This is a genomic window from Glutamicibacter sp. BS14 (genome assembly GCF_056934375.1).
The window spans coordinates 1602391-1628203 of sequence record NZ_CM167801.1 but is presented as its reverse complement, the minus strand read 5'-3'; the positions used below and the strand labels follow the sequence as shown (position 1 = coordinate 1628203).

Below are 25813 nucleotides of genomic sequence, written 5' to 3'. Positions count from 1 at the left end.
GCCCGCTACTCAGGAATTCCGTGCGAGATCACTCAGGTGATCGAGACCCTCCTCGCTCATGCCCTGGGACAGCAGATAGGAGCGGGCCGTACCAAGCCATGCACAGAATTCCGACAGGGCCGTGGCTCTTTCTTGAATGATTTCCCGCAGCTCTTCTTCACCCCGATAGCTCTCGTAGGGATGCTTTCGCGGCGAGACACGATGCCATTCATTGATACCCCGCACCGCCAGCTCATCATGGACGAGAATCTGATCCCGGGAACCTGCGAGATCCAGCAGCATGGTGGCAATCACGCCGGAGCGGTCGCGGCCTGCCGAACAGTGGATCACGGTTGACCCTTGGGAGTTCGCCAAATTCTCGAAGACTGCACGCAGTTGGTCGCCGAATTCTTCGCACACCAACCTGTACATGGCGGTGTGTTTCATATATGGCACGGCAATCGATTCGAACCTCGGATTGCCGGGCGTCTCCAGCGGCAGGTTCACCAGTTCAATGCCGGAGAACGCTGCCTGGGGTACGGCGGGGTCATGCTCCCGCCGGCGGATCTCGTTGGGGTTGCGCAGGTCCACGACCTTGCTGACTCCGCCCTCGTGCATTTGCTGCCAGCCCCGGGCACTAAGCCACTCGTGGCGACCCATTCGATAAAAGGCTCCGCAAATATGCCGCGCATTCACGGATCCATCCCATTCCAGATCTCCGCTTTGCTTTTGATAGTTCAGGCCCTGGCTCATTTACCCATTGCAACATATTGATTCTCTGTTGTAGAGTTCTACTCATTGGCAACTGCCAATCAGTCTATTGAAGGAGGGTAACGATGATTGCTTACCGCAGTTCCCGGTCATTGATCTCTTTTTCTAAGGACTTATCCCCATGCATTTTCCTGCTGGAGAACCAACCACCAGCTCACAGGTAACCTCGTCCAACTTCGCTGACGCAGATACCAAACTCAAATACCGCAGGCACAAGCCCGTATGGAACGAATCATCCTCGGATGAGCCACCGGCTGGCCAGCGCTACTCCACCTGGCCGTTTATCGAAAAGGGCATGCGCGGGCCGCAACCATACCCGCTATGGCTGATTGAGGACGCCGGTGCCGTAGACACCGAATTAGGCATCCTCAAAACCGGCAAAGAAGGCGACGTCTTCCTGTTGGAACGAGCAACACAGGAGCGCTCAAGCTTACTGGCCGCCAAACGCTATCGCTCCCGCGACCACCTTCAATTCAGCCGTTCGCAAGCTTATAGCGATGGCAGGTCTGCCCGGCGCTCGCGCGATAATCGAGCCATCAGCAACAATTCCGCCTACGGCCGGGACATCGCCGCTTTGCAGTGGGCCAACGCGGAATGGACCTACCTCTTGCGCTGTTACGAAGCCGGCATTTCGGTGCCGTATCCGGTACAGATTGACGGCACCGAAATCCTCATGGAATTCATTGCCGACCCGGACAATTCGCTGGCGGCAGCACCCCGCCTGCAACAGCTTGCGCGCTTTGATCCACGGCTTCCCGCACTATGGGATCAACTCACTGACGCCCTTGAGAAGTTCGCTGGATTGGGCATTGCCCATGGCGACCTGTCCGCCTACAACCTCCTGGTTTCCGGCGAGCGCCTAGTGGTCATCGATGTTCCGCAGTGCGTGGATTTGGCGGGCAATCCGCAAGGCATGGACTTCTTGCACCGCGACTGCGTCAATTTGTGCGAGTGGTTTGATTCCAAGGGACTGTCACATGATCCAGATGAGCTCTTTGCTTCACTGCTAGAACATCTCTTCTAGGATCCAGAGGGACAATGGCCTCCGCCAGTCATTCCTGACCGGCGGAGGCCGTTGTCGCTGAAGGTTATATGGCGGGTTTCCTACCAGCTGTAGAAGCCTTGGCCGCTCTTGCGCCCCAGCTTGCCCTCGGCCACCATATCCCTGAGGATCTGCGGTGGAGCAAACCGGTCACCCAAGGTCTCATGGAGGTATTCTGCGATTCCCAGGCGCACATCCAAGCCGACAATGTCGGTGGTTTTCAGCGGTCCGGTTGGGTGCTTGTAACCCAGGACCATGGCATTATCGATGTCTTCGGCGCTGGCTACGCCTTCTTCCACCATGCGCATGGCTTCCAGGGCGATTGCCACGCCCAGGCGCGAAGAAGCGAAGCCCGGAGCGTCATTGACCACCACGGCGGTCTTCCCCAGCGCCTGTACCCAGCTGCGCGATGCATCAACCAGGTTCTTATCAGTCTGCTCGCCGATGACCACCTCGATGAGCGTCGAGGCGGGCACCGGGTTGAAGAAATGAAGCCCGAGGAACTTGCCGGGCCGAGCCAGTTCCTTAGCCAGCCCGCTGACCGACAGGGAGGACGTATTCGAGGCCAGCACGGCCTCGGCGTCCAGCACCTGCTCCACAGCCTGCAGCGAGGAGACCTTCAAATCCCAGATTTCCGGAACTGCCTCGATCACCAATTGAGCGGTGGCGAATTGCTCGTAGTCCGTGCTCACCGAGAAACGCTGCATGAGCTCATCTTTGGATTCGCACACGACGCCGCGCGCGATGGACTTGTCGACGGACTCGGCGACCCTCTCATAGGCAGCCTGCGCAGAGGCCTCATCGCGCTCAACGACAACCACCGTGCTGCCGCTGGTCAGCAGGGCGTGGGCGATTCCCGCGCCCATGCGGCCGCCGCCGAGTACCCCGCTGTACTTAGGCAGCTGGCCCATCACAATTTCATTGGTTGCACTCATGGTTACTTCTTCTTTCGATCAAGGAATGCCTGCATGCGTTCAAACTTGGCTTGGGATTCGAACAGCATCCCCTGGGCCAAAGTGTCGATGACCGGATGGGCTTCACGCGGAGCGTGGAATACCGACTTGGTGATCCGCACAGCCAAGGGATCCTGGGCCGCAATGCGATCAGCCAGCGCCTCAGCCGCCGCATCCAGTTCGTTGGCCGGATGCATTTCCGTGATCAGTCCTGTTTCCAGGCACTGCCGGCCGGTGAGCACCTTGCCAGCCAGGAGGATCTCCTTGGCCATCGGTTCACCCACCAGCTCCTTGAGCCTCCAGGTCGCGCCGGCCGCGGCGATGATGCCGAGGTTGGTTTCGGGATTGCCCATGCGCAGCTCTTCGGTGCCGATGCGGAAGTCCGCGGCGTAGGCCAGTTCTGCTCCCCCGCCCAAAGCAAATCCGTCAAGGGCGGCGATCACGGGCATCGGCAGCTTGGCGACGCGATCGAAGATCCCAGAGTTGATCCCGGCGAGTGCATCATCGCGGCGGCGTTCTCGCAGCTGCGAAATGTCGGCACCGGAAGCAAAGATCCCCTTGCTCCCCTTGGGATTCGCGGCGCTGGGCGCTTGGCTGGCAGTGCCGGCTAAGATCAGGATTTTGGGATTCCTTTCCAGGTAATCGCAGACGGCATGCAGTTCGTCGACCATCGCCTGGTCGATCGCATTGCGCACCTCGGGCCGGTGGAGCCGGACCCATAGTCGATCATCGGTTTCGCTGACCTTGAGGGTCTGGAATTCGCTATCGAGGCTTTCCACTCTAGGCTCCTTCCAGCAAGATGGCCGAGCCTTGACCCACGCCGACGCACATGGTGGCGACCGCCAGCTTGCGCGGCGCTGAGACCAGTTCGCGTTCCATGCGGCCCAGCAGGGTGATCACAATGCGTGAACCGCTGGATCCCAGCGGATGGCCCAATGCGATGGCTCCCCCGTCGCGGTTCACGATCTGCGGATCCACGCCGAGCTCGCGCATGCTGGCCAGCGACTGGCTGGCGAAGGCTTCATTGATCTCCATGGCGCCGATCTGCTCGATGCCCAGCCCGGCACGTTCCAGCACCTTGCGGGTGGCTGGAACTGGGCCCATGCCCATGATTTCCGGCTCCAGGCCGGCGGCCTGGCCATCGACGATGCGGGCGCGCGGGGTCAGCCCGTACTTCTTCAGGGCGCGTTCGGAAACCACCAGGATGGCCGAGGCGCCGTCGTTCAGCGTGGAGGCGTTGCCGGCGGTAACTACGCTGCCGCCCTTGACGACCGGGCGCAGTCCGGACAGCACGTCCATGGTGGTGCCGGGGCGCGGGCCTTCATCGGTGTCCACGATGCTCTCGCCCTTGCGGTGCTTGACGGTCACCGGGACGATTTCATCGACGAAGCGGCCAGCTTCAATGGCGGCGATGGCCTTTTCGTGGGACTGCACGGCGAACTGGTCGCAGTCCTCGCGGGAGATGTTGTAGACGCGGGCGACTTCCTCAGCGGTCTCCGGCATGGAGAAGGTGGCCTTGCCATCACGCGAGTATTCGCCGGAGAGGAACTGCGGGTTGGTGAAGCGCCAGCCGATGGAGGTGTCGAAGGTTGCTCCTGGCTTGGCGAAGGCCTTGGATGGCTTTTCCATCACCCAGGGGGCGCGCGACATGGATTCGGTGCCGCCGGCGATCACGATGTCCGCAGCTCCTGCCTTGATCATATGGCTGGCCATCGTAATGGCGCTCATGCCCGAGGCGCAGAGGCGGTTGACCGTGATGCCCGGGACGGTCACGGGCAGGCCGGCCAGCAGCGCAGCCATGCGGGCAACATTGCGGTTCTCTTCGCCCGCGCCGTTGGCGTTTCCGTAGATGACTTCATCAACGTCGGCCGGATCGATGCCCGCGTCTTCAATGACTCGGCGAATAGTCAGCGCTGCCAGGTCATCGGGGCGCACGGCACTGAGCGCACCTCCATAACGGCCTACCGGCGTGCGTGCTCCACCTACGAGAAATGCCTCGGTCATCTGTGCTCCTTATGCCAAAATGGTTAGTGACCCTCAACACCTAAACTTACCGACCATTCGTTCAATAATAAAGTCGCGGGTCGCCGGATTTTCACAATTGAGCATTTCAAGGCCGCCGAGACCACATGGCCGGGCCACGGGCCAACCCCCGTTCTGTCCGCAATTGCGGGCAATCAATTCCATGTCAGTGGTTGATTTTAGAAATTGATTCGAATAGCCTCTGGTATTTAACCGACTCCGGGGAACTCCCGGATCGTGGACCGCGGCCAAGGCGATGAATTCCTATCTGGCCTTAGGGCGATCGGTCGACGGAAAGCTGAAAACAACGGAGCAGCAATGCAACCGGAACATAGCCAGCCAAACGACAACTCGAATGCACATAATTTCACTCCCGACCTGGACCATGACATCGGGCCGGACATGAACACGCAAGAAGGCCGGCAAGAAGTTCGCAAGGCCACTGCGGCATCGGCCATGGGCAACATGACCGAGTGGTTCGACTACGGTGTCTATGCCGTGGCCGTCACCTACATCACCGCCCACTTCTTCCCCACCGAGGGCGGCACCTTCATGGCCTTGGCCACCTTCGCCCTCTCCTTCCTGGTCCGCCCGATTGGCGGCCTGGTCTGGGGCCCGCTGGGCGACAAGCTGGGCCGCAAGAAGATCCTGGCCTTGACCATCATCATGATGTCGCTGGCCACCTTCCTCATCGGCATCCTGCCAACCTTCGAAGCCATTGGCGTCGCCGCGCCAATCCTGCTGGTGCTGCTGCGCATGATCCAGGGCTTCTCCACCGGTGGCGAGTACGGCGGCGCGGCAACCTTCATGGCCGAGTATGCGCCGGATCGCAAACGCGGCTTCTTCGGTTCCTTCTTGGAATTCGGCACTTTGGGCGGTTTCGCCCTCGGCACCGCCGTGATGCTGGGCCTGCAGGTGGTGCTCAGCGAGGAGGCCATGATGGCTTACGGCTGGCGCATCCCATTCTTCCTCGCTTTGCCCATGGGCCTGATCGGCCTGTACCTGCGTAGCAGATTGGAGGATACACCGGTCTTCCAGGAGATGGAAGAATCCGGCGAAGCCCAGCAGGGCGGGTCGCTCAAGGAACTGGTGTTCACCTACTGGCGCCCCATGCTGACCATGACCGGACTGGTCATTGCGCTGAACGTCGTGAACTACACGTTGCTCAGCTACATGCCGACGTACCTGGAAACCCAGTTGGGGCTGGCCCCCAACGCTTCGCTGGCCACCATCCTGATCGGCGAGGTGGCCATGATGGCCGTAATTCCATTTGCGGGCTCGCTTTCGGACAAGGTCGGACGCAAGCCAATGTGGTACGCCTCAGTCATTGGCCTGTTCGTCTTGGCAATACCGATGTTCTGGCTGATGGGCAAGTCCTTCGCCTGGGCCATTGTCGGCTTCGCCGTGCTGGGTCTGCTCTACATTCCGCAGTTGGCCACGATTACCGCGACGTTCCCGGCGATGTTCCCTTCGCAGGTGCGCTTCGCAGGATTCGCGATTACCTACAACATCGCTACGGCGGTCTTCGGCGGCACCGCCGCGATGGTCAATGAAGCGGCCATCAATGCCACCGGTTTCCTGCTCTTCCCGGCCATCTACATGATGGCAGCGTGCGTGATTGGTGCGATCGCCATCAAGTTCATGCCGGAGACCGCCGGCGCGTCGCTGCGCGGCACCGCGATTCCCGATGCCTTGGACACCGGCATCCTCGCTGCGGTGCAGCGCGATGAAAACCGAACGTCCTGAGCCATCCAGCCGCCAAGGGGGCGCATCAGTTGCACTGCTCCCCTTGGCGGCTGGCGCATAATCGCTGGCGGCCTAGAAATCGATGCCCACCCGGGCGTGCTTGCGAGCAAAAAGCCATCCGCCCCACAACAGCAAGGCGAACACCGGAATTGTGGCGATCGTGTACAGCCCCACCGGGAAGACCTCGCCGCTTTCCCCGGTCAAGGTATCGAAAGAAATCAGGACGGTGATAACCAGCAAGGAAATCAATCCGACCCAACCGGTAATAGGCGACCCGGGCATGGGCAGCGAGGAAACAGAGCCCTTTTTCTTGCGCAGTATGAGCTGGCATCCGAAAATCGAGGCCCAGGTGAACAGCACGCCGATGGATGCGGTATTCAAGGCAAGGTCGAAGGCGAAAGAATCACCGAGCCAGATGTTCAGGATAACGCCGGCAAGATAGACCACGCCCACGGTGATAATGCCGGTGGAGGGAACAAAGTGCTTGTTCATCTTCGCGAGCCACTGCGGAGCATGCCCATTGCCGCTCATGGTGCGCAGGATGCGGCCGATGGAATACAGGCCCGAGTTGCACGAGGACAGCGCAGCGGTAATCACCACCAGGTTCATCGCGCTGCCAACCCAGCCCAGGCCCATCTTCTCGAAGACCGTGACAAACGGGCTGACCCCGGATTCGTATTCGTTCCATGGCAGCACCATGGCCAGCAGGGAGACGCTGCCTACGTAGAAGACCAGGATGCGAACAACCACCGCACGGATTGCCGATGGAACTTCCTTTTCCGGGTTCTCCATCTCGCCGGCGGCAATGCCCACCAGTTCAATGGCGTTATAGGCGAAGATCACCGAGTTCAGGACCAGGATGCTGACGAAGAAACCACGGGGGAACATACCGCCCTCGCCGTTCTCATCGCCGATGAAGAGGTTGGCCACCGACGCGGTGTGGTCTCCCACCTGTGCGTTGGTCACCACCATGTATGTACCCACGGCCAGGAACAGGACGATCGCGGCCACCTTGATGCAAGCTGCCCAGAACTCGAATTCTGCGAAAGCCTTGGCGCTGAAGAGGTTGATGGCCACCAGCAGCAGCAACGCGCAGAACGCGGAAACGGTTACCGGAACATTCGGGAAGAAATACTGGAAGTACAGGCCGATGGCGATCAGCTCGGCAATGCCGGTCATGATCCAATTCAGCACGTACATCCATCCGGAGATGAAGGCGCCTTTGGGACCGAAGAGCTCAGCCGCGTACGAGACGAAGGAACCGGAAGTCTGGCGGTACATGATCAGTTCGCCCAGTGCCCGCATCAGCAGGTAAGCCAAGGCGCCAGCTACCAGATAGGACAGCACCAGCGCCGGACCGGTCGAGGCCAGGCGCCCGCCGGAGCCCATGAACAGGCCTACACCGATGGCTCCGCCGATCGCGATCATCTGGACGTGGCGGCGGCTCAGGGATTTCTTGTAGCCCTCGGCACTGATTTCCGGGGTTGCCGGGCGATGCTGACCAGATGGCATAGATGAACTCCTGACCTACGGACGCGTTCAATGGATCCGTGCAAAAATCGTGAAATGAATCCGGTGATTCACTGGATGGTCCAAGTCGTACGGGCGGGGATTCCACGCGCAACCGCGAGTCGGGCCGTGAAAAGTCTACTCCTCCTTTCTTAGAGTTCCGGACGAAACCGACTAGCATTCATAGGGTGAGTAGCCTGAATAATTCCGCATTGCCCGAGAAGGTCTCCGATGTCTTCGACCCAACGCGCTGGCGCGTGGTCGAGGGATTCGACTTCACCGACATCACTTACCATCGCCAAGTCCAGCGAGCGGCGGATGGAAGCATCGTGCGCGACCTTCCGACCGTGCGCATCGCTTTCGACCGCCCCGAGGTGCGCAACGCCTTCCGCCCGCACACCGTGGACGAGCTGTTCCGCGCCATGGACCATGCCCGCATGACCAGCGACGTGGCCACCGTCCTGCTGACCGGCAATGGCCCCTCCGAAAAGGACGGCGGACACGCATTCTGCTCCGGCGGCGACCAGCGCATCCGCGGCCGTGACGGCTACCGCTATGCCGAAGGCGAGACCCGCGAATCCATCGACCCGGCGCGTGCCGGGCGCCTGCACATCCTGGAAGTCCAGCGCCTGATGCGCACCATGCCCAAGGTTGTCCTCTGCGTCGTCAACGGCTGGGCTGCCGGTGGCGGCCATTCGCTGCACGTGGTCTCGGATCTGACCATTGCCTCGAAGCAGAACGGCAAGTTCAAGCAGACCGACGCTACCGTCGGTTCCTTCGATGCCGGATACGGTTCGGCATTGCTCGCCCGCCAGGTCGGGCAGAAGACCGCCCGCGAAATCTTCTTCCTTGCCCGCGAGTACTCGGCCGATGACATGGTCCGCATGGGCGCCGTCAACGAGTCGGTAGAGCACGAACGCCTCGAAGAGGTGGCCCTGGAGTACGCAGCCGACATCGCCCGCCAGTCCCCGCAGGCCATCCGCATGCTGAAGTTCGCTTTCAACTTGGCCGATGACGGCTTGGCCGGCCAGCAGGTCTTCGCTGGCGAAGCCACCCGCATGGCGTACATGACTGATGAGGCAGTAGAAGGACGCGACGCGTTCCTGGGCAAGCGCGACCCGGATTGGTCCAACTACCCTTACTACTTCTAATCTTCCGCGACGGAACGAGGACCGGATATGCACGAACAACTCTCTGAACTGCTCGCAGCGTTGGCCACGGCGGCCAACGACGGGGGGCCGGCCGTTGAGGTATTGCTCGATGAGGCCAACCCCAACGGCTGGCGCATCGAGTACTTGGCGCCACAGGACCTGCCAGGTTTCGAGCAGCCCATGGCAGTGGTGCGGACTTCCGGTTCCACCGGCCGGGCCAAGCGCACGGTGCTCAGCGTTTCGGCGTTGGCATCCAGTGCGCAGGCCACGGCCGAGTTCCTCGGCTTCGAAGGCCAATGGCTGCTGGCCTTGCCGGTGCACTATGTCGCGGGACTGAGCGTGCTGACGCGTTCATTGTTCGCCGGCACCAAGCCTGTGGTGATGGACACCGAGGGCAGTTTCTCGGCCACGGCATTCACCGAAGCCGCCAATCAAATGATCGACTCCCGCCGGATCACCTCGCTGGTTCCAACCCAGCTTGCCCGGCTGCTGGATAACCCGGCGCCGGAAACCTTGCAGGCGCTGAAGCGTTTCGACGCCATCCTCTTGGGCGGCGCGCGAGCCAGCAAGGACCTGCTGGTCAGCGCCCGCCATCATGGGCTGAAGATTTTCCAGACCTATGGGTCCTCGGAAACTTCCGGCGGCCTGGTCTACAACGGCACGGCCCTTCCCGGCGTGCAGCTGGCAGCGCATGAGGGGCGCATCTGGGTCGCCGGCCCCATGCTCGCCGACGGATACGCCAACTCCCCCGAAGCCACCGCCGAGCACTTCATTGAACGCGATGGTGTCCGCTGGTACGTCACCGATGACCTGGGCACCGTTGAAAAACAGCGGTTGAAGATCATTGGACGCATCGATGATGTGATCAATACCGGGGGCATCAAGCTTTCGGCATCGAAGATTGAAGGGCTGCTGGAAGAATTCTTCACGCAGGCAATCGTGGTCCCGGTGCCCGATCCGCAATGGGGCCACAGCGTTGGCCTGGCCTATGCGGGCCCGACCAATACCGCCGATGCCTTCGAAGCGGTGCGCCGGACCTTGGGCAAGGAAGCGGTGCCCAAGCACGTGCGCCACTACCCTCTTGGCTTGCCGCAGCTGCCTAATGGCAAGTTCAATCGACAGCTGGTCATCGAAGAACTAGGCGTTCGCGACTAGTCTCGATTCGCCTTGCACGCCTAATCGCGGGAAACTAGAGGGTACGAGTTTCCGTTTGCCCTGAAAGGACAGAAAGTGGCCACACTTTCCCAGTGGGTTTCTGGGGCGCGTTTGCGCACCTTGCCTATCGTCATTGCCCCGGTTGTCATCGGTACCGCAGCCGCGCTGGGCGAAACTGGAACCGTTCATTGGTTCCGTTTCGTCTTGGCTCTGCTGGTGGGCCTGCTGCTCCAGGTCGGAGTGAACTACTCCAACGACTACTCGGACGGCATCCGAGGCACCGATGACGAACGCGTCGGCCCGCTGCGCCTGACCGGTTCCAAGCTCACCGAGCCGAAGAACGTGCGCAATGCCGCTTTCGGCTGCTTCGGGCTAGCCGCCATCTTCGGCCTCGTGCTGGTCATCATTTCTTCCTCGTGGCCGCTGCTGCTGGTAGGCGTCGCCGCGATCTTCGCCGCTTGGGGCTACACCGGCGGCAAGAACCCCTACGGCTACCGCGGCTTGGGCGATATTTACGTTTTCATCTTCTTCGGCTTGGTCGCCACCTTGGGTACCACCTTCACCCAGATCAACCAGCTGACCATGGCTTCGCTGTGGGGTGCCATCGGCACCGGCCTGATTGGCTGCGCCCTGCTGATGGCCAATAATGTGCGAGACATTCCTACCGATAAAGAGGTGGGAAAGATTACCTTGGCGGTGCGCCTTGGCGAACACAATGCCCGCTTGAGCTACGTGCTGATGCTGGCGGTAGCCATCCTCCTCCCTTTGCTGGCCACCAGCGCCTTCCCATGGATGTGGCTGGTCCTGCTCACCTTCGTTCCTGCAGTGGCTCCATCGCTGCTGATGCTTCGCGAGCAGCAGCTGCCAAAGCTGGTGCTGGTGCTTAAGCAGACCGGCATGGTCAATGTCGTATATGCGGTGCTCTTCTCCTTGGCTATCGCCATCGAGGTTTTGGCCTAGCCACCGCTGCAGAAGGAAAAACGAGATGGGCTGGCCGGATCAATTGATCCGGCCAGCCCATCTCGTTAATTGTCATGCCGGCCATGCGCTAATGGCTGGGCTATGCAGTTCGAGGTGAACCTGCGTGGGGAAATTTACTCGGCGCCAGGGGTCTGCTTGCGCTGTGATTCGTCGAATTCATCCTCAACGGCTTCATCAGCTAGCTGCATCCTGGTCTTGTTTGCCGAGGTCTTGCTGAAAGCGTTGCGGATATCTTCGTTCGCCTTTAGCCGAAGTTTATTGAAGAAAAGGTAGGCCACCGCGAAGGCCACGACCAGGCCAATAATTCCGGAAACGAAGATTGGCCACTTCATACCTAACCAGAGGCCCAAGAAAACGGCTAGGAATATGCCTAGGCGGATAACGGTATATTTCACAAACTGCATAGTCTCAATTCTACCGGTGAACCTGTGAACAGGATTATCACTAGAATGGAAGCATGGTCCGCTTATTGATTTTCGCCGCAGTGGTTTCGGTTGCTTTGACGATTTATACCCTGATCGAATGCGCTCGTGCAGAGCGCCGCAGCATTCGTTCATTGCCTAAGCCTGCGTGGATTGCGGTCGTCATCCTCCTTCCGCTAATCGGAGCCGGTTTGTGGTTCCTCCTAGGTCGCCCTGTTGCGTCAAATGGAGCCCCTGCGCAGAAGTCCATGGCTCCGGACGACGATGAGGATTTCCTGCGCCAGCTGGAGGTCTGGCGCCGCCAGCAGCAGCGTGAAGCCGACTCGAAGGCGCGTGAGCAAGACCTCACTAAACGTGAAGACGTGCAGAAGGCCGATGGCGAGAAACCAGCCAAGCCTGAGGCCAAGGAACCGAAGCCAGGTGCAGAACGCAAGAACAAGCCAGAAGGCACCGACAGCTCTTCGTCTGAAACCGAATAACCACCTAGTTCTGCCGGGATTCCGGCAACCAGCCCAGCACGCGTGCCAGCGCCGCTGGGCTTTTTTCATGCCTCGTGGGAGCTTCGGGCATTCTTGCAGGCGGCCCGGGGCGCGGGGCTTCCTCTACGGGCGCTGGAGGGACGGACGGGGCAGGCGCCCGTCAGTGCCCCGCACTTGAGTACCAGGGCCTGCAACGAACGCTTAAAGTACTGCGAGCGGCCTCCCCGCTAAAGGGAAACCGCTCGCAGTGCTGGATTCTTAGGAACTAGACTCCGGCGTAGGAGTGCAGACCGTCGAAGAAGATATTCACGATGGTGAAGTTGAAGACCACGCACAGGAAGCCGATGATCGACAACCAGGCCGAGCGTGGGCCCGTCCAGCCACCGGTGGCACGGGCGTGCAGGTAGCCTGCGTAGACAACCCAGATCACGAAGGACCAGACTTCCTTTGGATCCCAGCCCCAGTAGCGGCTCCAAGCGGCCTCAGCCCAGATCGCACCAGCGATGACAGTGAAGGTCCACATCACGAAGCCGATGGTGTTGATGCGGTAGGCGAAGTTCTCCAATGCTCCGGCACCTGGCACCACGCGCATGAAGGGCAGCTTGTCGTCCTGGCCAGCGGCCAGCCGGTTCATGCGAGCATGCTGTACCAGCTGCAGCACATTCATGGCGAAGCTGATGGCGAACAGTGCCGACGCCAGGACGGCGATGGAGACGTGAATGACGATCCATGGCGACTGCAGGGCAGGAACGAGGTGGCCAACCGGTGTCGGGAAGCCGATGGTGGCACCGCACAGCATCAAGGTGACCAGGCCGGAGATGAAGGATCCCATGAAGCGCAGGTCCTTGAAGATCAGCACCAGCAAGAAGACCAGAGCCACCAGGAATGCACCGGTGGACAGGAACTCGTACATGTTGCCCCAGGGCACTCGGTGCGCGGCTATCGCACGGGAAACCACGGCACCGCCGTGCAGGGCAGCGGCCAGCCACATCAGCACCACGGCAATGCGAGCCGTGGGGCGCTTGGCCGACAACTGCGTGTACTCCATCTTGTCGGTCACGATATGCTCGCCGACGTTGTCGGCACGCACAGCGGCACCCCGGCGCGAACGGGGCTTGGTGCCCACGGCGCCGCCGGCGCTAACCAGCAGTTCCTCGTCGCGCTTGAGCGCTTCGGAATCCATTTCGCTGATGGACTTGTTGGTCTTTGCCAGGTCCAAGGCGAAAATGATGAAGACCACTCCGTAGACCATGGCGGCCAGCAGCATGAACAACTGGCTGTATTCACCCAGCGTTTCATTGATTGGCGCTAATGCCCCAGCGTTATCCATTTACTGCTCCTTGGTTCTGCTCCTGGCTTGCCAATGGCCAAGCCTTGTCAAAGATCTTCTGTAGTTCTGCAGCTTCGCGTTCCAGACGCGGATCCTCGCCACGTGCCAGCAGTGCGTACTCGATACTACGCTTGCCGTTTTCTTGTTTCAGCTTCACCCAGACGCGGCGTCGCGGGGTGAACAGCGAGACCGCAAGGCCGATTAGCGCCAGACCTGAGAAAATGCCGATTGGCAGCTTGCCCGGGTCATGATTGATGTCCAATGCGACGAAGCGCTTGAGGTCTTCAAAGGTAATCGAGCCCTTGCCGTCGGGCAGTTCGTAGGTCTGCCCCGCTTCGAGGATGATGCCGCCGGCATCCAAATCACGGCTGTTCAGCGGTTCCATCTTCTCCGTGTCCAGCACGAACACGTTTTGCGGGTTGCCGTCGTCAAGGCCCAGATCCCCGGAGTACGAGTTCAGGTGCAGCTGGGGGTTGATGGCGTTGGGGTCGCCCGACATGCCGAAGCCGTTCTCATCCACTAGTGCGGTTGGCAGCAAGAAGCCCTGGAAGCCCAGCTGCGATGGCTCGGCGTCCGGAACCTTCAGCACGAACATCGAGGTGTAGACCGAATCCTGCGGAATGGAAACCGCCGGGCCGGAATAGGAGACATTGCCGTTGCCATCCTTGACGGTGATCACCGGGGCGTAGCCATTGCCGACCAGGTACACGTCACCGCCGCTGATCCGCAGCGGATGGTTGACCTTCAGCTCCTGCTTCACTGGCTCGGCATCGGGCGATTCGCGCACCTTGACGTGGGCGGTGAAGTCCAGCGGCTGTCCGAAATGCGATTCGGATTCGCGGTCGAAGATGATGTCGAATTTGTCCAGCGTCACAGCAAAGGGCGGCAAATTATCGGCATTGAAGCCGGTGCCCGGGGTGAAGGAGTCGTAGGCCACCAGCGAATTCACGAAGGTCTCCCCCTCGACAACCACGCGCTGCCCGGTGTAGCCCAGGGCTCCGCCGATCGCGGCCGAAGCCAGTACGCCCATCAGCGAGATGTGGAAGAGCAGGTTGCCGATTTCGCGGGTATACCCGCGCTCTGCGGCAACCGAGGCCCCGGTGGCATCCTCGCGGCGCTCGACACGGTAGCCGCGCTTCTTCAGGATCCTGAACGAATCCTCGATGACCTGCTGGTCATCGGGCGTATCCGTCTCGCCTTCCAGAATTTCATGCGAGCTGTACTGGGGAAGTCGTTCCAGGCGCACCGGGGTCCTCGGCGGCGGGGTGCGCAAGGCTTTGGCGTGCTTCTTCACACGCGGGATGATGCAGCCAATCAGCGAGACGAACAGCAAGATGTAGATCGCGGAGAACCACACCGATGAATACACTTCGAACATCTGGAAGCGATCCAGCCATGGACCAGCGGTGGTGTGCTGTTCCAGGTACTGGGCTACAGATTCGGGGTTGGCGTCGCGTTGCGGGAAGATCGATCCCGGTACCGCAGCGACGGCGAGCAGCAACAGCAAGAACAAGGCTGTTGGCATCGATGTCAGCTGGGTCCAGATCCAACGCATGGAACCCATGAATCCCAGAGCAGGCGCGTCGCCAGTTCCCTTGGAATTCCGTTGTTGTTTCGCCATTAAATTGGCAACCTCACTTCATTGGCAAACCAGTTTTGCAGTTCTGCTACCCATGTTCCCCACAGACCGGTCACCATGACCAGTCCCAAGGCAATGAGTAGTACCCCGCCCAAACGCATGATGAAAACCTGGTGCTTGCGGAAGAACGCCAGCGCCTGCATGCCGCGCTGCAACCCCATTGCAATCAGGATGAAGGGCAAACCCAATCCGAGGCAATAGAACACAGTCAGGAGCGTTCCACGCCCTACGTTCGCGTCCACACCGGTGGACATGATCAGTACCGCACTCAAGGTGGGGCCGATGCACGGTGCCCACCCCAGGCCGAAGGTCAGCCCCAGAACCGGGGCACCCCACAGGCCTGCAGGCGGTTTCCTGTGGATCTTGCGGTCACGCTGCATCCAGGAGAAGCCGCCCATGAACACGATGCCCATGAAGACCACGACCAGGCCCAATGCCTGGGTGACCCAGGAGCCGTTGAACCTGAGCCACGCGGAGGCCTGGCTGAAAAGCACGCCCGCTGCGATGAAGACCACGGAGAATCCCAGGACAAAGAGCAGTACGCCGGAGACCACGCGGCCGCGCCGGTGCTCCTTCAGATCCGCACCAGTCAACCCGGTGACGTAACCGAGGTAGCCCGGCACCAGCGGCAGGACGCAAGGCGAAAGGAAGGAGACCAGCCCGGCCAGCAGTGCTACTGGGGCAGCCAGCAGCAACGACCCGTCCAGGACGATGTCGGCAAAGGGATTAGTGGTCACTGATCAGCTCACAACTCTTCGGTCAGAGCGGAGTCGATCAATGACTTCAGGGTGCCAGGCTCTACGGCACCGATCACGCGGGCACGGACACGGCCCTGGCGGTCCAGCACCAAGGTGGATGGAACCGCTTGCAACGGGACGTACTTGGTCATCGCCAGCTGGATGTCCCCGGAGGTATCCTGTACCGACTCATAGGGAATCTCGAAAGTGCGCTCGAAGGCCTTCGCCGCTTCGGCTTCATCGCGTACGTTGACGCCAATGAATTCGACTTTCTCGCCGAAGCCTTCAGCGATTTCCTTCAGATCCGGTGCCTCGATGCGGCACGGAGCGCAGGCGGCATACCAGAAGTTCATGACTACGGGCTTGCCCTGCCACTGCGTGAAGTCGATATCGGTGCCATGGTAGGTGGTGGCCTTGAGGGCAACCGGTTCGCTGCGCTTGGAAACTTCGTACTCTTCCACGGCGCCGTCGCCAGCGATGTAGTTCTTGCCGTCGCCGCTGTTTGCTTGCGCGGTCAGCGCATCTTCCTTGCCGCTGCAGGCAGCCAAGGGCACCACGGCGGCGGCAACCATGAGCGAACGCAACATGGTGCGGCGGCTCAAGTGGCGAGGATTAGGCACAGGATCTGTCATTTTGCTTTAGGCTCCAGGGATATTCGCCGCGCCGGCAAGCAGCTCGGGGCACGGTTCGGTGTAACGCACGGAGACCAATTCGTCTCCCTCAAAATCAAAGCTGGTGATGGAAGCCAGGGTGCACTCGCGCTGGAGCGGATCGTGCCACAGCGGCTTCTTCTCGGCGGCGCGGCGCGTAACCCAGATCGGCAGCTGGTGGCTGACGATAATGACTTCCGCTCCTTCGCCGTGCTCGGCGAGGGCGGCCTTGCGGTGCTCATCCATGGCCAGGCGCATGCGAGCAACCTGCTGGGCATATGGTTCGCCCCATGAAGGCTTCAGCGGGTTGACCAGCAGCGGCCAGTACTTCGGCTGACGCAGGTGCTCCGCAACCTTGGACAGCCCTTCCAGCTTGTTGCCGGCTTCGATAACCCGCTCGTCGGTGTGGACCTGCAGATCCAGAGCATTGGAGGTCGGCGCGGCTGTCTGCTGGGCTCGCAGGAGCGGTGAGGCCACCAGACGCACCACGTTGCCGCCTTCTGCTTGGCGCTTGGCAAAATATTCTCCTGCCCCATCGGCCATCTGGAATCCGAGTTCCGAGAGCCCGAAGCCGGGGATCCTGCCGTAGAGCATACGGTCAGGGTTGAAAACTTCCCCGTGGCGCAACAAATGGACGGTCGATAAAGGCATGCCTCCAGTGTCTCAAATATTCGGTGCAAATTAGCCATATTGTGGCCACCGTCAACTATTCACAGGACACGCATTGGAATCCCATATGGAAAAACCATCCTTTCGGAGGGGTTGCTCACAATCGACTGCCATTACGCTTAGTCAATAAGACAGTTCGACCAGAAGGACGCATCATGAGCGACAACGATCCTAACCAGCCGGGCCAGCCCTACAACCCGGGCCCTTCCGGCCAGGGTTCATCGCAGAACCCGTACGGCGAAAACCCCTACGGCCAGCAGCCCTCGCCGTACGGCCAGAACCCGTACGGCCAGAATCCGAATCCTTACGGGCAACCGCAGGCACCGGGCTACGACCAGTATGCCCAGCAGGGAGGTTACGCCGGCGTGCAGCCGCCGACCGAGCGGCCACGGACCTTGGCTATCGCCTTTGGCTTGATCATGCTCGCGGGCATCTTCAGTGCCCTCGCCAGCTGGCTGATGACCAACTCCAACATGATGGCCAACATGATTGGCCAGCAGTGGTCGCTGGTGCAAGAAGAGTTCCAGAACCAGATGCAGAGCACCCCGGGCATGGAGCAGGATCCACTGGTTGAACAGATGATGGCAAGCCCTGAGGCCTTCATGGCCCAGGTCAATTCCATGATGTCGACCTTCGTGATTATCTCCATGATCATCACCTTGGCCCTGTATTTCCTGGTGGGCTTCTTCGTTGGCCGCGGCGTGGGCGCCATGCGAATTATCGCCACGATCCTCGGTGCGCTTTCACTGCTGAATCTGGTGACTATCGTTCCAATGATCAGCATGTTCGCTGACACTCAAGCCGGAATTATCAACGCTGTCTACGTTGTGGGCATCTTGTTGGGCATTGCAGGCGTGGTCTTCGCCTGGTTGCGCCCTTCTTCGCAATACATTGCGCAGCGCCGCCAGGCTCGCCTGGCCGGCTTCCGCTAAACGCATGGCCGAGCCTCTTCGCGAGGCCCTGCAGGGACAATAAAGGCGTAGCCGCTCCATCCACCCAAGGGATGACGCGGCTACGCCTTTTCTCGTCTGCGCGGCTTCAGCCTTGAACGGCGAGGTATGCCAGGATCTGCAATTCAGTGGAAAGATCAACGCGCCGCAGGTTCATGCCCGCGGGTACGCGAAGCGGCATCGGTGCGAACGAGAGCACCGAGCGGACCGAAAGCGCGGCCAGTTCGTAGACCAGGTCCTGCGCAGCATCGCCCGGAATTGCCAGAACAGCGATGTTGATTTCTTCGCGTTCAACCACTGCGGCCAAGTCCGCGATCGCTTCCACGTGCAGCTCGCCGACCGGGCTGCCGACCAGTGCGGGGTCGATATCCAGGATCGCCTCGACGTTGAAGCCACGAGTCCTGAAGCCTGCATATCCGCTGAGCGCGCGCCCCAGGTTACCGGCGCCGAGGATGGCCACACGCCAGTCCTGGTTCAGGCCGAGGGTGCGGCTGATATGTTCTGCCAGTTCGCGGACCACGTAGCCCACCCCGCGGGTTCCGTAGGAACCCAACCAGGAAAGGTCTTTGCGCAGGATGGAGGGGTTCACTCCAGCTTCCTTGGCCAGCACCCCGGAACTGGTGCGTTCCAGGCCCTGGGCTTCCAAGGCGTTCAGCGCGCGCAAGTACTGGGTCAGTCGAGCCAGCGTGGCCTCAGGCAGGACCCGGGCTTCAAGCTCTGACATCTTCGTTCTCCCGCACTTTTCGGTGCTCTTGAAGAGCACAACGCATTTTCATTTATTCGGCAGCGGCTAGCTGCTCAGTAGTCGTTCCAGACGCTGTGCGTCGATGTGCCAGAAGTCGCGGACTTCTCCGTTGATCAGCAGAACCGGCACTTCCTCGTGGTGCTTGGCCAGCAATTCAGGGTGCTGGTCAATATCCAGTTCGGAAAACTCCATATTCAACCGGCCAGTCACCTCGGCCACGGTTGCGCGTGCGGCCTGGCACAGGTGGCAGCCTTCTCGAACCAACAGCTGGATCTGATTCAAAGTACTCACCTGCCTATAATCTCACGAGCCGTAACCGCCCTTAAACTTGGCAATGAAATAAACTGGATCAAATGTCTTCCATCGATCATCACCCCAGCCCGAATTCCGCCCTGGCTCCGGACACGGTCGCCGCTTTCTTCGATGTAGATAACACCCTTGTGCGCGGTGCATCGCTGTATCTGCTGGCCCGGAAACTGCATGAGCGCCGCTTCTTCCAATTCCGCGAAATCCTCTGGTTCGCGCTCAAGCAGTTGCGCTTCGCCGCGCGCGGTGAGCACCTAGGGGACATTCACCAGATTCGCGACCGTGCGTTGATGATGGTCCGAGGGATCCCGGTGTCCGAGATCGAGAAGATCGGCAACGAGATCTATGACGAATACATCGAACCCAAGCTATGGACCGGTACGGTAGCCATTGCTCGCCAGCATCGGACGGTGGGCCGTGAAGTCTGGCTAGTCACTGCCACTCCCCTGGAAGTGGCGAATGTCATCTCGCAACGTCTCGAACTTACCGGTGCATTGGGCACTGTAGTGGCCAGCGAAGACGGTTTCTACACCGGAGCGCTGGCCAGCCCGATCCTGCACGCTGCGGAAAAAGCGCAAGCGGTGCGCACCCTGGCGAAGGCTCGCGGCATCTCGCTGTCGAAATCATGGGCATACTCGGATTCCTACAATGATGTTCCCTTGCTTGAAGCTGTGGGACACCCCGTATGCATCAATCCCGATGCGCGGCTTCGCGCCTACGCCAAGCGCCGCGGCTGGCAGGTCTACGATTTCCGCACCGGCCAGCGAGCTGCCAAACTAGGCCTGAAGGCCGCTGGAGTGCTTGGTGCGCTCTGGGCGGCGCGACGGTCCATTCTGCGCCGTTCCGGCTCTTAGGCCGGCGCTGGGCGGCTTTGGATAAAGCAATCGCCACCGTTCAACAGTTTCACTGTGAAGCGGTGGCGATGATTGCCAAGCGGCAAATGCTCAGAAGTAGATTTACTTCTTATTACGACGCTGGTGGCGGGTCTTACGAAGCAATTTGCGGTGCTTCTTCTTCGACATACGCTTGCGGCGCTTCTTGATAACAGAGCCCATAGTGGTTCCTCACAAACTAAATAAATGCGTCAACCCCAAATGCCTGCTTGCGCGCGAGCCCAAGGACAAGGTTGACCGGACGTTAAACGTTCCTTAACAGATTACCCGCTTTTCGGTCATGCTCTGACCATCGCGCGGACTATCGACCGTAAGAACCGGTACCGTGCTGCGGATCAATGGCCGCGGCATTCAGATATGATTCCACGGCGTTTTCCGGAACGCGATAGGAGCGACCGAACTGAACAGCAGGCAAATCACCGGCGTGGATCAGCCGATAAACGGTCATTTTGGAAACGCGCATCATGTCGGCCACTTCGGCCACAGTCATGAAACGGGCTCCGGCAAAATTCTGTTTATCCGTCATGCGGGATATTCTCCTGACGCTGATCTCTTATTCGTCGCGTTAATTTAGCGAAGATGAACTTACACGACTTTGGATCAACATCGGCGGTTCAGGTTCACGTTCGCTTTGTACTAGTCTAATCGCACTTTTGTAACTTTTGCATCACGAAACACACACGTGACCATCTGAATCACATTTTTTGATGCCTGAACGAGACAATCCGCGTGATTTCACCGGGTCCCCAATGAATTCACGCGGATTGCAGCGCTGCAGATTATTAGATGACGCCCTGTGCGAGCATTGCGTCTGCGACCTTCACGAAGCCCGCGATGTTGGCGCCGGCGACGTAGTTCCCCGGCATGCCGTACTCGTCTGCAGTAGCAGCACAGCTGGTGTGGATGCCGACCATGATCTCAGTCAGGCGACGCTCGGTGTGCTCGAAGCTCCATGCATCGCGGCTGGCGTTCTGCTGCATCTCCAGAGCGGAGGTAGCAACACCACCAGCGTTGGCTGCCTTGCCCGGGCCGAAGAGCACCCCTGCATCCTGGAAGATCGAGGTCGCTTCAGCGGTAGTAGGCATGTTGGCGCCTTCGGCCACTGCGATGGTGCCAGCAGCAACCATCTTCTTTGCGGCCTCAGCGCCCAATTCGTTCTGGGTTGCGCAGGGCAGCGCCACGGTGCCTGCAACGTCCCAGACGCTGCCACCGGCAACGTACTTCACCTTCTTGGTGCCACGGCGTTCGGCATACTCGGAGATGCGGCCGCGCTCAACTTCCTTGATCTGACGCAGCAGATCCAGGTCGATGCCGCCCTCGTCAACGATGAAGCCGGCCGAGTCGGAAGCCGTAACGACCTTCGCTCCCAGTGCCTGCGCCTTCTCGATGGCGTGGATTGCCACGTTGCCCGAACCGGAAACGACCACGCGCTGGCCATCGAAAGTCTGGCCGCGGGTCTTGAGCATTTCTTCAGTGAAGATCACTGCGCCGTAGCCGGTGGCTTCCGGGCGAACCAGGGAACCGCCCCAGCTCAAGCCCTTGCCCGTCAGCACACCGGACTCGTAGCGGTTGGTGATGCGCTTGTACTGGCCGAAGAGGTAACCGATTTCGCGGCCGCCAACGCCGATATCGCCGGCTGGCACGTCGGTGTATTCGCCAATGTGGCGGTAGAGCTCAGTCATGAAGGACTGGCAGAAGCGCATGACTTCGCCATCGGACTTGCCGCGCGGGTCGAAGTCCGAGCCGCCCTTGCCGCCGCCGATGGGCATGCCGGTCAGGGAGTTCTTGAAGATCTGTTCGAAGCCCAGGAACTTGACGATGCCAAGGTAAACCGATGGGTGGAAACGCAGACCGCCCTTGTATGGGCCCAGAGCCGAGTTGAATTCAACGCGGAAGCCGCGGTTGATCTGCACGCGGCCTTCGTCGTCAACCCATGGCACTCGGAAGATGATCTGGCGTTCAGGTTCGCACAAACGCTGCAGGATTGCGGCTTCGGCGTATTCAGGATGCTTGACCGATACAGCTTCAAGGCTGTCGAATACTTCCGTGACGGCCTGGTGGAATTCTGCTTCGCCGGGATTGCGGCGGAAGACTTCGTCGCGAATCGTCGCTAAGTGCTTATCCAAGTTTTTCTCCTCATCACTTGGGGCAGGCACAGGCGCACAAGGGGCCTCATTGCCGGCGTCACTGCCCCGCACACGAGAATGCCATGCTGGGCATTCTGAACAAAATTTTCATGTTATAAAACAGGATTGCGCGCGTAACTTAAAAGATTGACCATATTGCACGGTTGCAGCGCCGAAGACTGGACAAGAGCTAGCGCCGACGCCCGAACCGCGGAAGTTTCTCGAAAAACTCTTGCGCACGTCCAGTAACTTGTTCCAGGCCTTGGCCAACGCGCCGCCCGATCTGCTGAGCCGTTGGATTCGATACCGCTGCCAGCTGCCCCTCGGCTTCGGCCTGCGTGGTTGCCAGCTCCTGGCCCTCCGGTTGGGCAGGTACCAAATCGGCGCACCAGCGCACGAGATCTTCCAGCGCTGAGGTATCAATGCTGTAGATGCGCCGCTGCCCGGCAGCGGCCATGCTCACGAGTTCAGCTTCGCGCAGCACCTTCAAGTGCTTGGAAACAGTCGGCTGCGAGATCTCCAGTTCAGTGACCAGAGTGCCCACTGCTTTCGGCTCGTTCTTGAGCGCTTCTATTATCTTTCGTCGGGTTGGTTCAGCCAACGCCGAAAACACTTCATCAATTGCCACACACATAACCCTAACGGCATATGAACGGTTGGCAATCGATTTCCATGCCTAAAATGCTGTGAGGTCTCGCCTCTGTCTCCGTTGGCCGCAGCCATGCGAGGCTAGTCGAACCATGGATCGAGCCCGAAAAGCGGGAATATCTCCTTGCGTGTAGCAATGATGGTTCGGTCTACCGGATCGGCCGGATCATAGCCGACTTCCCAATTGCGCCACCACAGCTGGGCGTCATCGCCCATGAGGTAAGGCATGGCACGGCCGTACCTTTCCAGAACGTAGCGGCGGAAGGTCTCGGGAACATAGGTACGCAACGGCACCGGCTTGCCGGCAACAATCGCCGTCAGATGGGTCCAGGTACGCGGCACGACGGCGGTGACGTTGTATCCCCCGCCTCCGGTAGCCAGCCACCGGCCTTCGCACAGCTCATCTGCCAACTGGGATATGTCCAGGGCCGCCTGGCGTTGCGCATCAACAGACAGCTTCAAGTTGGTCATGTCATCATCACGGTGCGCATCGCAACCGTGCTGGGAGACGATGATTTCGGGCTTGAAGGCGCGTACCAGCTGCGGAACGATCGCATGGAAGGCACGCATCCACCCGGAGTCCCCGGTCATTGCCGGCAGAGCAACATTTACTGCGCTGCCTTCGGCGTTCTTGCCGCCAATTTCATTGGCGAATCCCGTACCGGGGAACAGTGACAGCCCGGATTCATGGATGGAAATGGTCAGCACGCGTTCGTCATCCCAGAAGATCGACTCGGTGCCATCCCCGTGATGCGCGTCCACATCGATGTAGACCACGCGTTGGGCACCCTGTTCCAGCATGCGATGGATCGCGGCAGCAGCGTCATTGTAGATGCAGAAACCGCTGGCCTTGCTTTTCGCGGCGTGGTGCATGCCGCCGGCGAAGTTCACCGCACGGACCACCTCTTGGTCCATGATGGCTTGGGCCGCTGCTACCGAACCGCCAACAATGCGCCCGGCGGCTTCATGCATCCCGGCGAATACCGGGTCGTCTTCGGTGCCCAAGCCGAATTCTTCGGCAACGAGTGTTGGATCCTGGCTCACCCGCCGCACCTGATCGATATAGCTCTGGTCATGGACGGAGCCGATGACCGCATCGTCGGCAATATCCGGAGCCTGTATCGTGACGTTCGGCGCATCGAAGATATCCAGCTCATCGCTGAGTCGATAGGTCAGTTCTAGCCGTGAAGGGTGCATGGGATGCCAGTCGCTGAATTTGTACTTCAGATACTCTTCATCCCACATCACCATGGTGGGCCGTGGGGCATGCTGCGGATCTAACACGATTTCAGGCTACCCGATAGTGACCCAACTCATGAATTCATGGCAGTTTGCGCGGCTTGTCGGGTCTTTAGCCGGGCAACACAAGCGTTTAGCGGTGGAAACGCGTAAATTACTAGAAGGACTTCAAATCCTCATGGCAAAGAACTGTTCCCCAGGAAACGGCGAGTAATAAATGAGCACAGCCAGTGCATCGGGCCCCAGCGCCCGGGCAGCTGAAATGCGCGAACAGCGACGCAAGAAATGGCTGACCGTTCGCATCGCAGTTGCGGACTTCACCGTGCGCTCCCCCGCGCGCTTGACTCTTGGCGCCTTCTTGCTGGCTATCACGTTGTTCACCTCCCTGCTCGCGGCGCCGTTTTCCTCGGCCACAGGGGAAGCCACCGCGCTGCATGACGCATTATTCACCGCTGTGTCGGCAGTTTGCGTTACTGGCCTAACGACCGTCTCCACCGCTGTGCACTGGTCATTCGCCGGTCAGCTGATCATGCTGGTCGCAACGTTCATGGGCGGCCTGGGCATTTTGACCCTGGCCTCCATCATGTCCCTGGCGGTATCCCGCAAGCTGGGCGTGCGAGCCAAGCTGATGGCGCAGAATTCGATGAACAGTTCTGGAGCCTCAGCGCTGGGTGAAGTAAGCTCATTGCTGCGCATCGTGATCCTCACAGCGATCAGCCTGCAGGCGGTCATCGCGCTCTTTCTGATCCCGCGCTTCTACATTCTGGGTGAAAGCGTCCTGTCCGCCATCTGGCATGGAATCTTCTATGCCGTCTCGGCTTTCAACAATGCAGGCTTCACCCCGCACTCCGACGGATTGGTTCCCTACGAAACCGACCTGTGGATCCTGGGCCCATTGATGGCCGGCGTGTTCACCGGTTCCTTGGGTTTCCCGGTGATCATGGTGCTGCTGGCGCACAAGTTCAATATGAAGAAGTGGAACCTGCACACCAAGCTGACCATGCTCACCACCACCATCCTGCTCTTTGCCGGATCCTTCCTGTGGCTGATTTTCGAATGGGCCAATCCCAAGACCATCGGTGGCTTATCCATCAGCGACAAGCTCATTCATGGCTTCTTCGCCTCCACCATGACCCGTTCTGGCGGCTTCAACCTGGTGGATCAGAACGACATCCACCAGGTGACCATCTTGTTGACCGACGCATTGATGTTCGCCGGTGGCGGTTCAGCTTCTACTGCTGGCGGCATCAAGGTCACCACCATTGCCGTGATGTTCTTGGCGATCTTGGCCGAGGTCCGTGGCGATACTGACGCGAAGGCCTTTGGCCGGCAGATTCCGCAAGGCACCATGCGCGTGGCCATCTCCGTGGTCGCCATGGGTGCTTCGCTGGTGATGGTCGCTACCGGCGCACTCGTGACCATCGACGAATCGGTGGGCTTCTCGCGAGCCCTGTTCGAGTCGATCTCGGCCTTTGCTACCGTGGGCCTGAGTAGCGGGGTTTCGCAAGAAGTGCCTCCGGCCGGCAAGTATGTGCTCAGCGCGTTGATGTTTGCCGGACGCATCGGCAGTATTACGCTCGCCAGCGCGTTGACCATGCGCCACCGCAATACGCTGTTCAGACTCCCAGAAGAAAGGCCGCTCATTGGCTGACAAGAACATAGACCACAATG

27 protein-coding genes are annotated in these 25813 nt (G+C 60.0%); 9 read left to right on the top strand and 18 right to left on the bottom strand.

Features of this window, described 5'->3' with window-relative positions:
* Positions 1-9: 9 nt before the first annotated feature.
* Complete coding sequence (locus AC1Z36_RS07685; RefSeq protein WP_483561908.1) at positions 10-732, bottom strand: tyrosine-protein phosphatase; 723 nt, start codon at positions 730-732, stop codon at positions 10-12.
* A 139-nt stretch (positions 733-871) separates the two neighbouring features.
* Between AC1Z36_RS07685 and AC1Z36_RS07680 the strand changes: the two genes are divergently transcribed.
* Complete coding sequence (locus AC1Z36_RS07680) at positions 872-1774, top strand: serine protein kinase RIO (protein ID WP_483561906.1); 903 nt, start codon at positions 872-874, stop codon at positions 1772-1774.
* A gap of 80 nt (positions 1775-1854) precedes the next feature.
* Here the strand turns inward: AC1Z36_RS07680 and AC1Z36_RS07675 are convergent, their stop codons facing one another.
* Genes AC1Z36_RS07675 through AC1Z36_RS07665 form a run of 3 tightly spaced genes read right to left on the bottom strand, consistent with a single transcriptional unit; the run spans position 1855 to position 4749 of the window.
* Positions 1855-2727 (bottom strand): 3-hydroxyacyl-CoA dehydrogenase family protein, encoded by an 873-nt coding sequence (locus AC1Z36_RS07675; RefSeq protein ID WP_013349785.1) that lies wholly within the window; start codon positions 2725-2727, stop codon positions 1855-1857.
* A 2-nt stretch (positions 2728-2729) separates the two neighbouring features.
* Positions 2730-3524 (bottom strand): enoyl-CoA hydratase/isomerase family protein, encoded by a 795-nt coding sequence (locus AC1Z36_RS07670; protein WP_441717902.1) that lies wholly within the window; start codon positions 3522-3524, stop codon positions 2730-2732.
* Position 3525: 1 nt separating this feature from the next.
* Positions 3526-4749 (bottom strand): thiolase family protein, encoded by a 1224-nt coding sequence (locus AC1Z36_RS07665; RefSeq protein ID WP_483561905.1) that lies wholly within the window; start codon positions 4747-4749, stop codon positions 3526-3528.
* Between the two features lie 336 nt (positions 4750-5085).
* Here AC1Z36_RS07665 and AC1Z36_RS07660 point away from each other — a divergent pair, with 336 nt between their 5' ends.
* Positions 5086-6513, top strand: coding sequence for an MFS transporter (locus AC1Z36_RS07660; protein ID WP_483561904.1), 1428 nt, complete (start codon positions 5086-5088; stop codon positions 6511-6513).
* A 72-nt stretch (positions 6514-6585) separates the two neighbouring features.
* On the opposite strand, the gene AC1Z36_RS07655 is transcribed toward AC1Z36_RS07660, so the two are convergent.
* On the bottom strand, positions 6586-8025 hold the full coding sequence (locus AC1Z36_RS07655; protein WP_483561902.1) for an amino acid permease: 1440 nt from the start codon (positions 8023-8025) through the stop codon (positions 6586-6588).
* Between the two features lie 185 nt (positions 8026-8210).
* Here AC1Z36_RS07655 and AC1Z36_RS07650 point away from each other — a divergent pair, with 185 nt between their 5' ends.
* The 3 genes from AC1Z36_RS07650 (at position 8211) to AC1Z36_RS07640 (ending at position 11288) form a co-directional block, all read left to right on the top strand.
* A complete protein-coding gene (locus AC1Z36_RS07650; protein WP_181148809.1) occupies positions 8211-9173 on the top strand; it encodes a 1,4-dihydroxy-2-naphthoyl-CoA synthase in 963 nt (320 codons plus the stop codon).
* Positions 9174-9200: 27 nt separating this feature from the next.
* A complete protein-coding gene (locus AC1Z36_RS07645; RefSeq protein WP_332728230.1) occupies positions 9201-10328 on the top strand; it encodes an AMP-binding protein in 1128 nt (375 codons plus the stop codon).
* Between the two features lie 75 nt (positions 10329-10403).
* Positions 10404-11288 carry a 1,4-dihydroxy-2-naphthoate polyprenyltransferase gene (locus AC1Z36_RS07640; protein ID WP_332502785.1) on the top strand — a complete coding sequence of 295 codons (885 nt, stop codon included), beginning with the start codon at positions 10404-10406 and terminating at the stop codon, positions 11286-11288.
* A gap of 134 nt (positions 11289-11422) precedes the next feature.
* Here AC1Z36_RS07640 and AC1Z36_RS07635 read toward each other — a convergent pair whose 3' ends face one another.
* The gene (locus AC1Z36_RS07635; RefSeq protein WP_105656947.1) at positions 11423-11713 is read right to left on the bottom strand and encodes a DUF4229 domain-containing protein; all 291 of its coding nucleotides are present in this window, start codon (positions 11711-11713) and stop codon (positions 11423-11425) included.
* 53 nt (positions 11714-11766) lie between these two features.
* Here AC1Z36_RS07635 and AC1Z36_RS07630 point away from each other — a divergent pair, with 53 nt between their 5' ends.
* A complete protein-coding gene (locus tag AC1Z36_RS07630; RefSeq protein ID WP_332502784.1) occupies positions 11767-12210 on the top strand; it encodes a PLD nuclease N-terminal domain-containing protein in 444 nt (147 codons plus the stop codon).
* Positions 12211-12475: 265 nt separating this feature from the next.
* On the opposite strand, the gene ccsB is transcribed toward AC1Z36_RS07630, so the two are convergent.
* Genes ccsB through AC1Z36_RS07605 form a run of 5 tightly spaced genes read right to left on the bottom strand, consistent with a single transcriptional unit; the run spans position 12476 to position 17217 of the window.
* The gene (gene ccsB / locus AC1Z36_RS07625; protein WP_105656949.1) at positions 12476-13540 is read right to left on the bottom strand and encodes a c-type cytochrome biogenesis protein CcsB; all 1065 of its coding nucleotides are present in this window, start codon (positions 13538-13540) and stop codon (positions 12476-12478) included.
* Positions 13533-15161 (bottom strand): cytochrome c biogenesis protein ResB, encoded by a 1629-nt coding sequence (resB, locus tag AC1Z36_RS07620; RefSeq protein WP_483561900.1) that lies wholly within the window; start codon positions 15159-15161, stop codon positions 13533-13535. The genes ccsB and resB overlap by 8 nt, the downstream gene beginning before the upstream one ends.
* Complete coding sequence (locus AC1Z36_RS07615; RefSeq protein ID WP_105656951.1) at positions 15161-15916, bottom strand: cytochrome c biogenesis CcdA family protein; 756 nt, start codon at positions 15914-15916, stop codon at positions 15161-15163. The genes resB and AC1Z36_RS07615 overlap by 1 nt, the downstream gene beginning before the upstream one ends.
* Positions 15917-15924: 8 nt before the next feature.
* Positions 15925-16518: a TlpA family protein disulfide reductase gene (locus AC1Z36_RS07610; RefSeq protein WP_332485937.1), complete on the bottom strand. Its 594-nt coding sequence runs from the start codon at positions 16516-16518 to the stop codon at positions 15925-15927.
* Between the two features lie 36 nt (positions 16519-16554).
* Positions 16555-17217 carry a histidine phosphatase family protein gene (locus AC1Z36_RS07605; RefSeq protein ID WP_483561899.1) on the bottom strand — a complete coding sequence of 221 codons (663 nt, stop codon included), beginning with the start codon at positions 17215-17217 and terminating at the stop codon, positions 16555-16557.
* Between the two features lie 173 nt (positions 17218-17390).
* Here AC1Z36_RS07605 and AC1Z36_RS07600 point away from each other — a divergent pair, with 173 nt between their 5' ends.
* Entirely contained in the window at positions 17391-18167 is a 777-nt protein-coding gene (locus AC1Z36_RS07600; RefSeq protein WP_105656954.1) for an AI-2E family transporter, read from the top strand.
* Positions 18168-18273: 106 nt separating this feature from the next.
* Here AC1Z36_RS07600 and AC1Z36_RS07595 read toward each other — a convergent pair whose 3' ends face one another.
* Entirely contained in the window at positions 18274-18948 is a 675-nt protein-coding gene (locus AC1Z36_RS07595; RefSeq protein WP_483561898.1) for a redox-sensing transcriptional repressor Rex, read from the bottom strand.
* Between the two features lie 27 nt (positions 18949-18975).
* Entirely contained in the window at positions 18976-19221 is a 246-nt protein-coding gene (locus AC1Z36_RS07590) for a glutaredoxin family protein (RefSeq protein WP_332485935.1), read from the bottom strand.
* A gap of 62 nt (positions 19222-19283) precedes the next feature.
* Between AC1Z36_RS07590 and AC1Z36_RS07585 the strand changes: the two genes are divergently transcribed.
* A complete protein-coding gene (locus tag AC1Z36_RS07585) occupies positions 19284-20090 on the top strand; it encodes an HAD family hydrolase (RefSeq protein WP_105656956.1) in 807 nt (268 codons plus the stop codon).
* A gap of 102 nt (positions 20091-20192) precedes the next feature.
* Here AC1Z36_RS07585 and AC1Z36_RS07580 read toward each other — a convergent pair whose 3' ends face one another.
* From AC1Z36_RS07580 to AC1Z36_RS07560, 5 genes are all read right to left on the bottom strand, one after another.
* Entirely contained in the window at positions 20193-20291 is a 99-nt protein-coding gene (locus tag AC1Z36_RS07580) for a 30S ribosomal protein bS22 (protein ID WP_005504750.1), read from the bottom strand.
* Positions 20292-20430: 139 nt separating this feature from the next.
* A complete protein-coding gene (locus AC1Z36_RS07575) occupies positions 20431-20655 on the bottom strand; it encodes a helix-turn-helix domain-containing protein (RefSeq protein WP_013349804.1) in 225 nt (74 codons plus the stop codon).
* A gap of 256 nt (positions 20656-20911) precedes the next feature.
* Positions 20912-22255, bottom strand: coding sequence for an NADP-specific glutamate dehydrogenase (gene gdhA, locus AC1Z36_RS07570; protein ID WP_105656957.1), 1344 nt, complete (start codon positions 22253-22255; stop codon positions 20912-20914).
* Between the two features lie 190 nt (positions 22256-22445).
* Complete coding sequence (locus tag AC1Z36_RS07565) at positions 22446-22889, bottom strand: ArsR/SmtB family transcription factor (protein ID WP_353615988.1); 444 nt, start codon at positions 22887-22889, stop codon at positions 22446-22448.
* A gap of 95 nt (positions 22890-22984) precedes the next feature.
* A complete protein-coding gene (locus AC1Z36_RS07560) occupies positions 22985-24154 on the bottom strand; it encodes an acetoin utilization protein AcuC (protein WP_181148815.1) in 1170 nt (389 codons plus the stop codon).
* 205 nt (positions 24155-24359) lie between these two features.
* Between AC1Z36_RS07560 and AC1Z36_RS07555 the strand changes: the two genes are divergently transcribed.
* Positions 24360-25793: a TrkH family potassium uptake protein gene (locus AC1Z36_RS07555; RefSeq protein ID WP_105656958.1), complete on the top strand. Its 1434-nt coding sequence runs from the start codon at positions 24360-24362 to the stop codon at positions 25791-25793.
* The last annotated feature ends 20 nt before the right edge of the window (positions 25794-25813 follow it).

What these genes read in the sequence shown, in the direction of transcription:
- AC1Z36_RS07605 (WP_483561899.1), bottom strand. Translation starts at nt 17,217, where the DNA reads ATGCCTTTATCGACCGTCCATTTGTTGCGCCACGGGGAAGTTTTCAAC.
- AC1Z36_RS07685 (WP_483561908.1), bottom strand. Translation starts at nt 732, where the DNA reads ATGAGCCAGGGCCTGAACTATCAAAAGCAAAGCGGAGATCTGGAATGG.
- AC1Z36_RS07565 (WP_353615988.1), bottom strand. Translation starts at nt 22,889, where the DNA reads ATGTGTGTGGCAATTGATGAAGTGTTTTCGGCGTTGGCTGAACCAACC.
- AC1Z36_RS07585 (WP_105656956.1), top strand. Translation starts at nt 19,284, where the DNA reads ATGTCTTCCATCGATCATCACCCCAGCCCGAATTCCGCCCTGGCTCCG.
- ccsB (WP_105656949.1), bottom strand. Translation starts at nt 13,540, where the DNA reads ATGGATAACGCTGGGGCATTAGCGCCAATCAATGAAACGCTGGGTGAA.
- AC1Z36_RS07655 (WP_483561902.1), bottom strand. Translation starts at nt 8,025, where the DNA reads ATGCCATCTGGTCAGCATCGCCCGGCAACCCCGGAAATCAGTGCCGAG.
- AC1Z36_RS07600 (WP_105656954.1), top strand. Translation starts at nt 17,391, where the DNA reads ATGAGCGACAACGATCCTAACCAGCCGGGCCAGCCCTACAACCCGGGC.
- AC1Z36_RS07555 (WP_105656958.1), top strand. Translation starts at nt 24,360, where the DNA reads ATGAGCACAGCCAGTGCATCGGGCCCCAGCGCCCGGGCAGCTGAAATG.
- AC1Z36_RS07635 (WP_105656947.1), bottom strand. Translation starts at nt 11,713, where the DNA reads ATGCAGTTTGTGAAATATACCGTTATCCGCCTAGGCATATTCCTAGCC.
- AC1Z36_RS07645 (WP_332728230.1), top strand. Translation starts at nt 9,201, where the DNA reads ATGCACGAACAACTCTCTGAACTGCTCGCAGCGTTGGCCACGGCGGCC.
- AC1Z36_RS07630 (WP_332502784.1), top strand. Translation starts at nt 11,767, where the DNA reads ATGGTCCGCTTATTGATTTTCGCCGCAGTGGTTTCGGTTGCTTTGACG.
- AC1Z36_RS07665 (WP_483561905.1), bottom strand. Translation starts at nt 4,749, where the DNA reads ATGACCGAGGCATTTCTCGTAGGTGGAGCACGCACGCCGGTAGGCCGT.
- resB (WP_483561900.1), bottom strand. Translation starts at nt 15,161, where the DNA reads ATGGCGAAACAACAACGGAATTCCAAGGGAACTGGCGACGCGCCTGCT.
- AC1Z36_RS07560 (WP_181148815.1), bottom strand. Translation starts at nt 24,154, where the DNA reads ATGGTGATGTGGGATGAAGAGTATCTGAAGTACAAATTCAGCGACTGG.
- AC1Z36_RS07680 (WP_483561906.1), top strand. Translation starts at nt 872, where the DNA reads ATGCATTTTCCTGCTGGAGAACCAACCACCAGCTCACAGGTAACCTCG.
- AC1Z36_RS07660 (WP_483561904.1), top strand. Translation starts at nt 5,086, where the DNA reads ATGCAACCGGAACATAGCCAGCCAAACGACAACTCGAATGCACATAAT.
- AC1Z36_RS07580 (WP_005504750.1), bottom strand. Translation starts at nt 20,291, where the DNA reads ATGGGCTCTGTTATCAAGAAGCGCCGCAAGCGTATGTCGAAGAAGAAG.
- AC1Z36_RS07675 (WP_013349785.1), bottom strand. Translation starts at nt 2,727, where the DNA reads ATGAGTGCAACCAATGAAATTGTGATGGGCCAGCTGCCTAAGTACAGC.
- AC1Z36_RS07575 (WP_013349804.1), bottom strand. Translation starts at nt 20,655, where the DNA reads ATGACGGATAAACAGAATTTTGCCGGAGCCCGTTTCATGACTGTGGCC.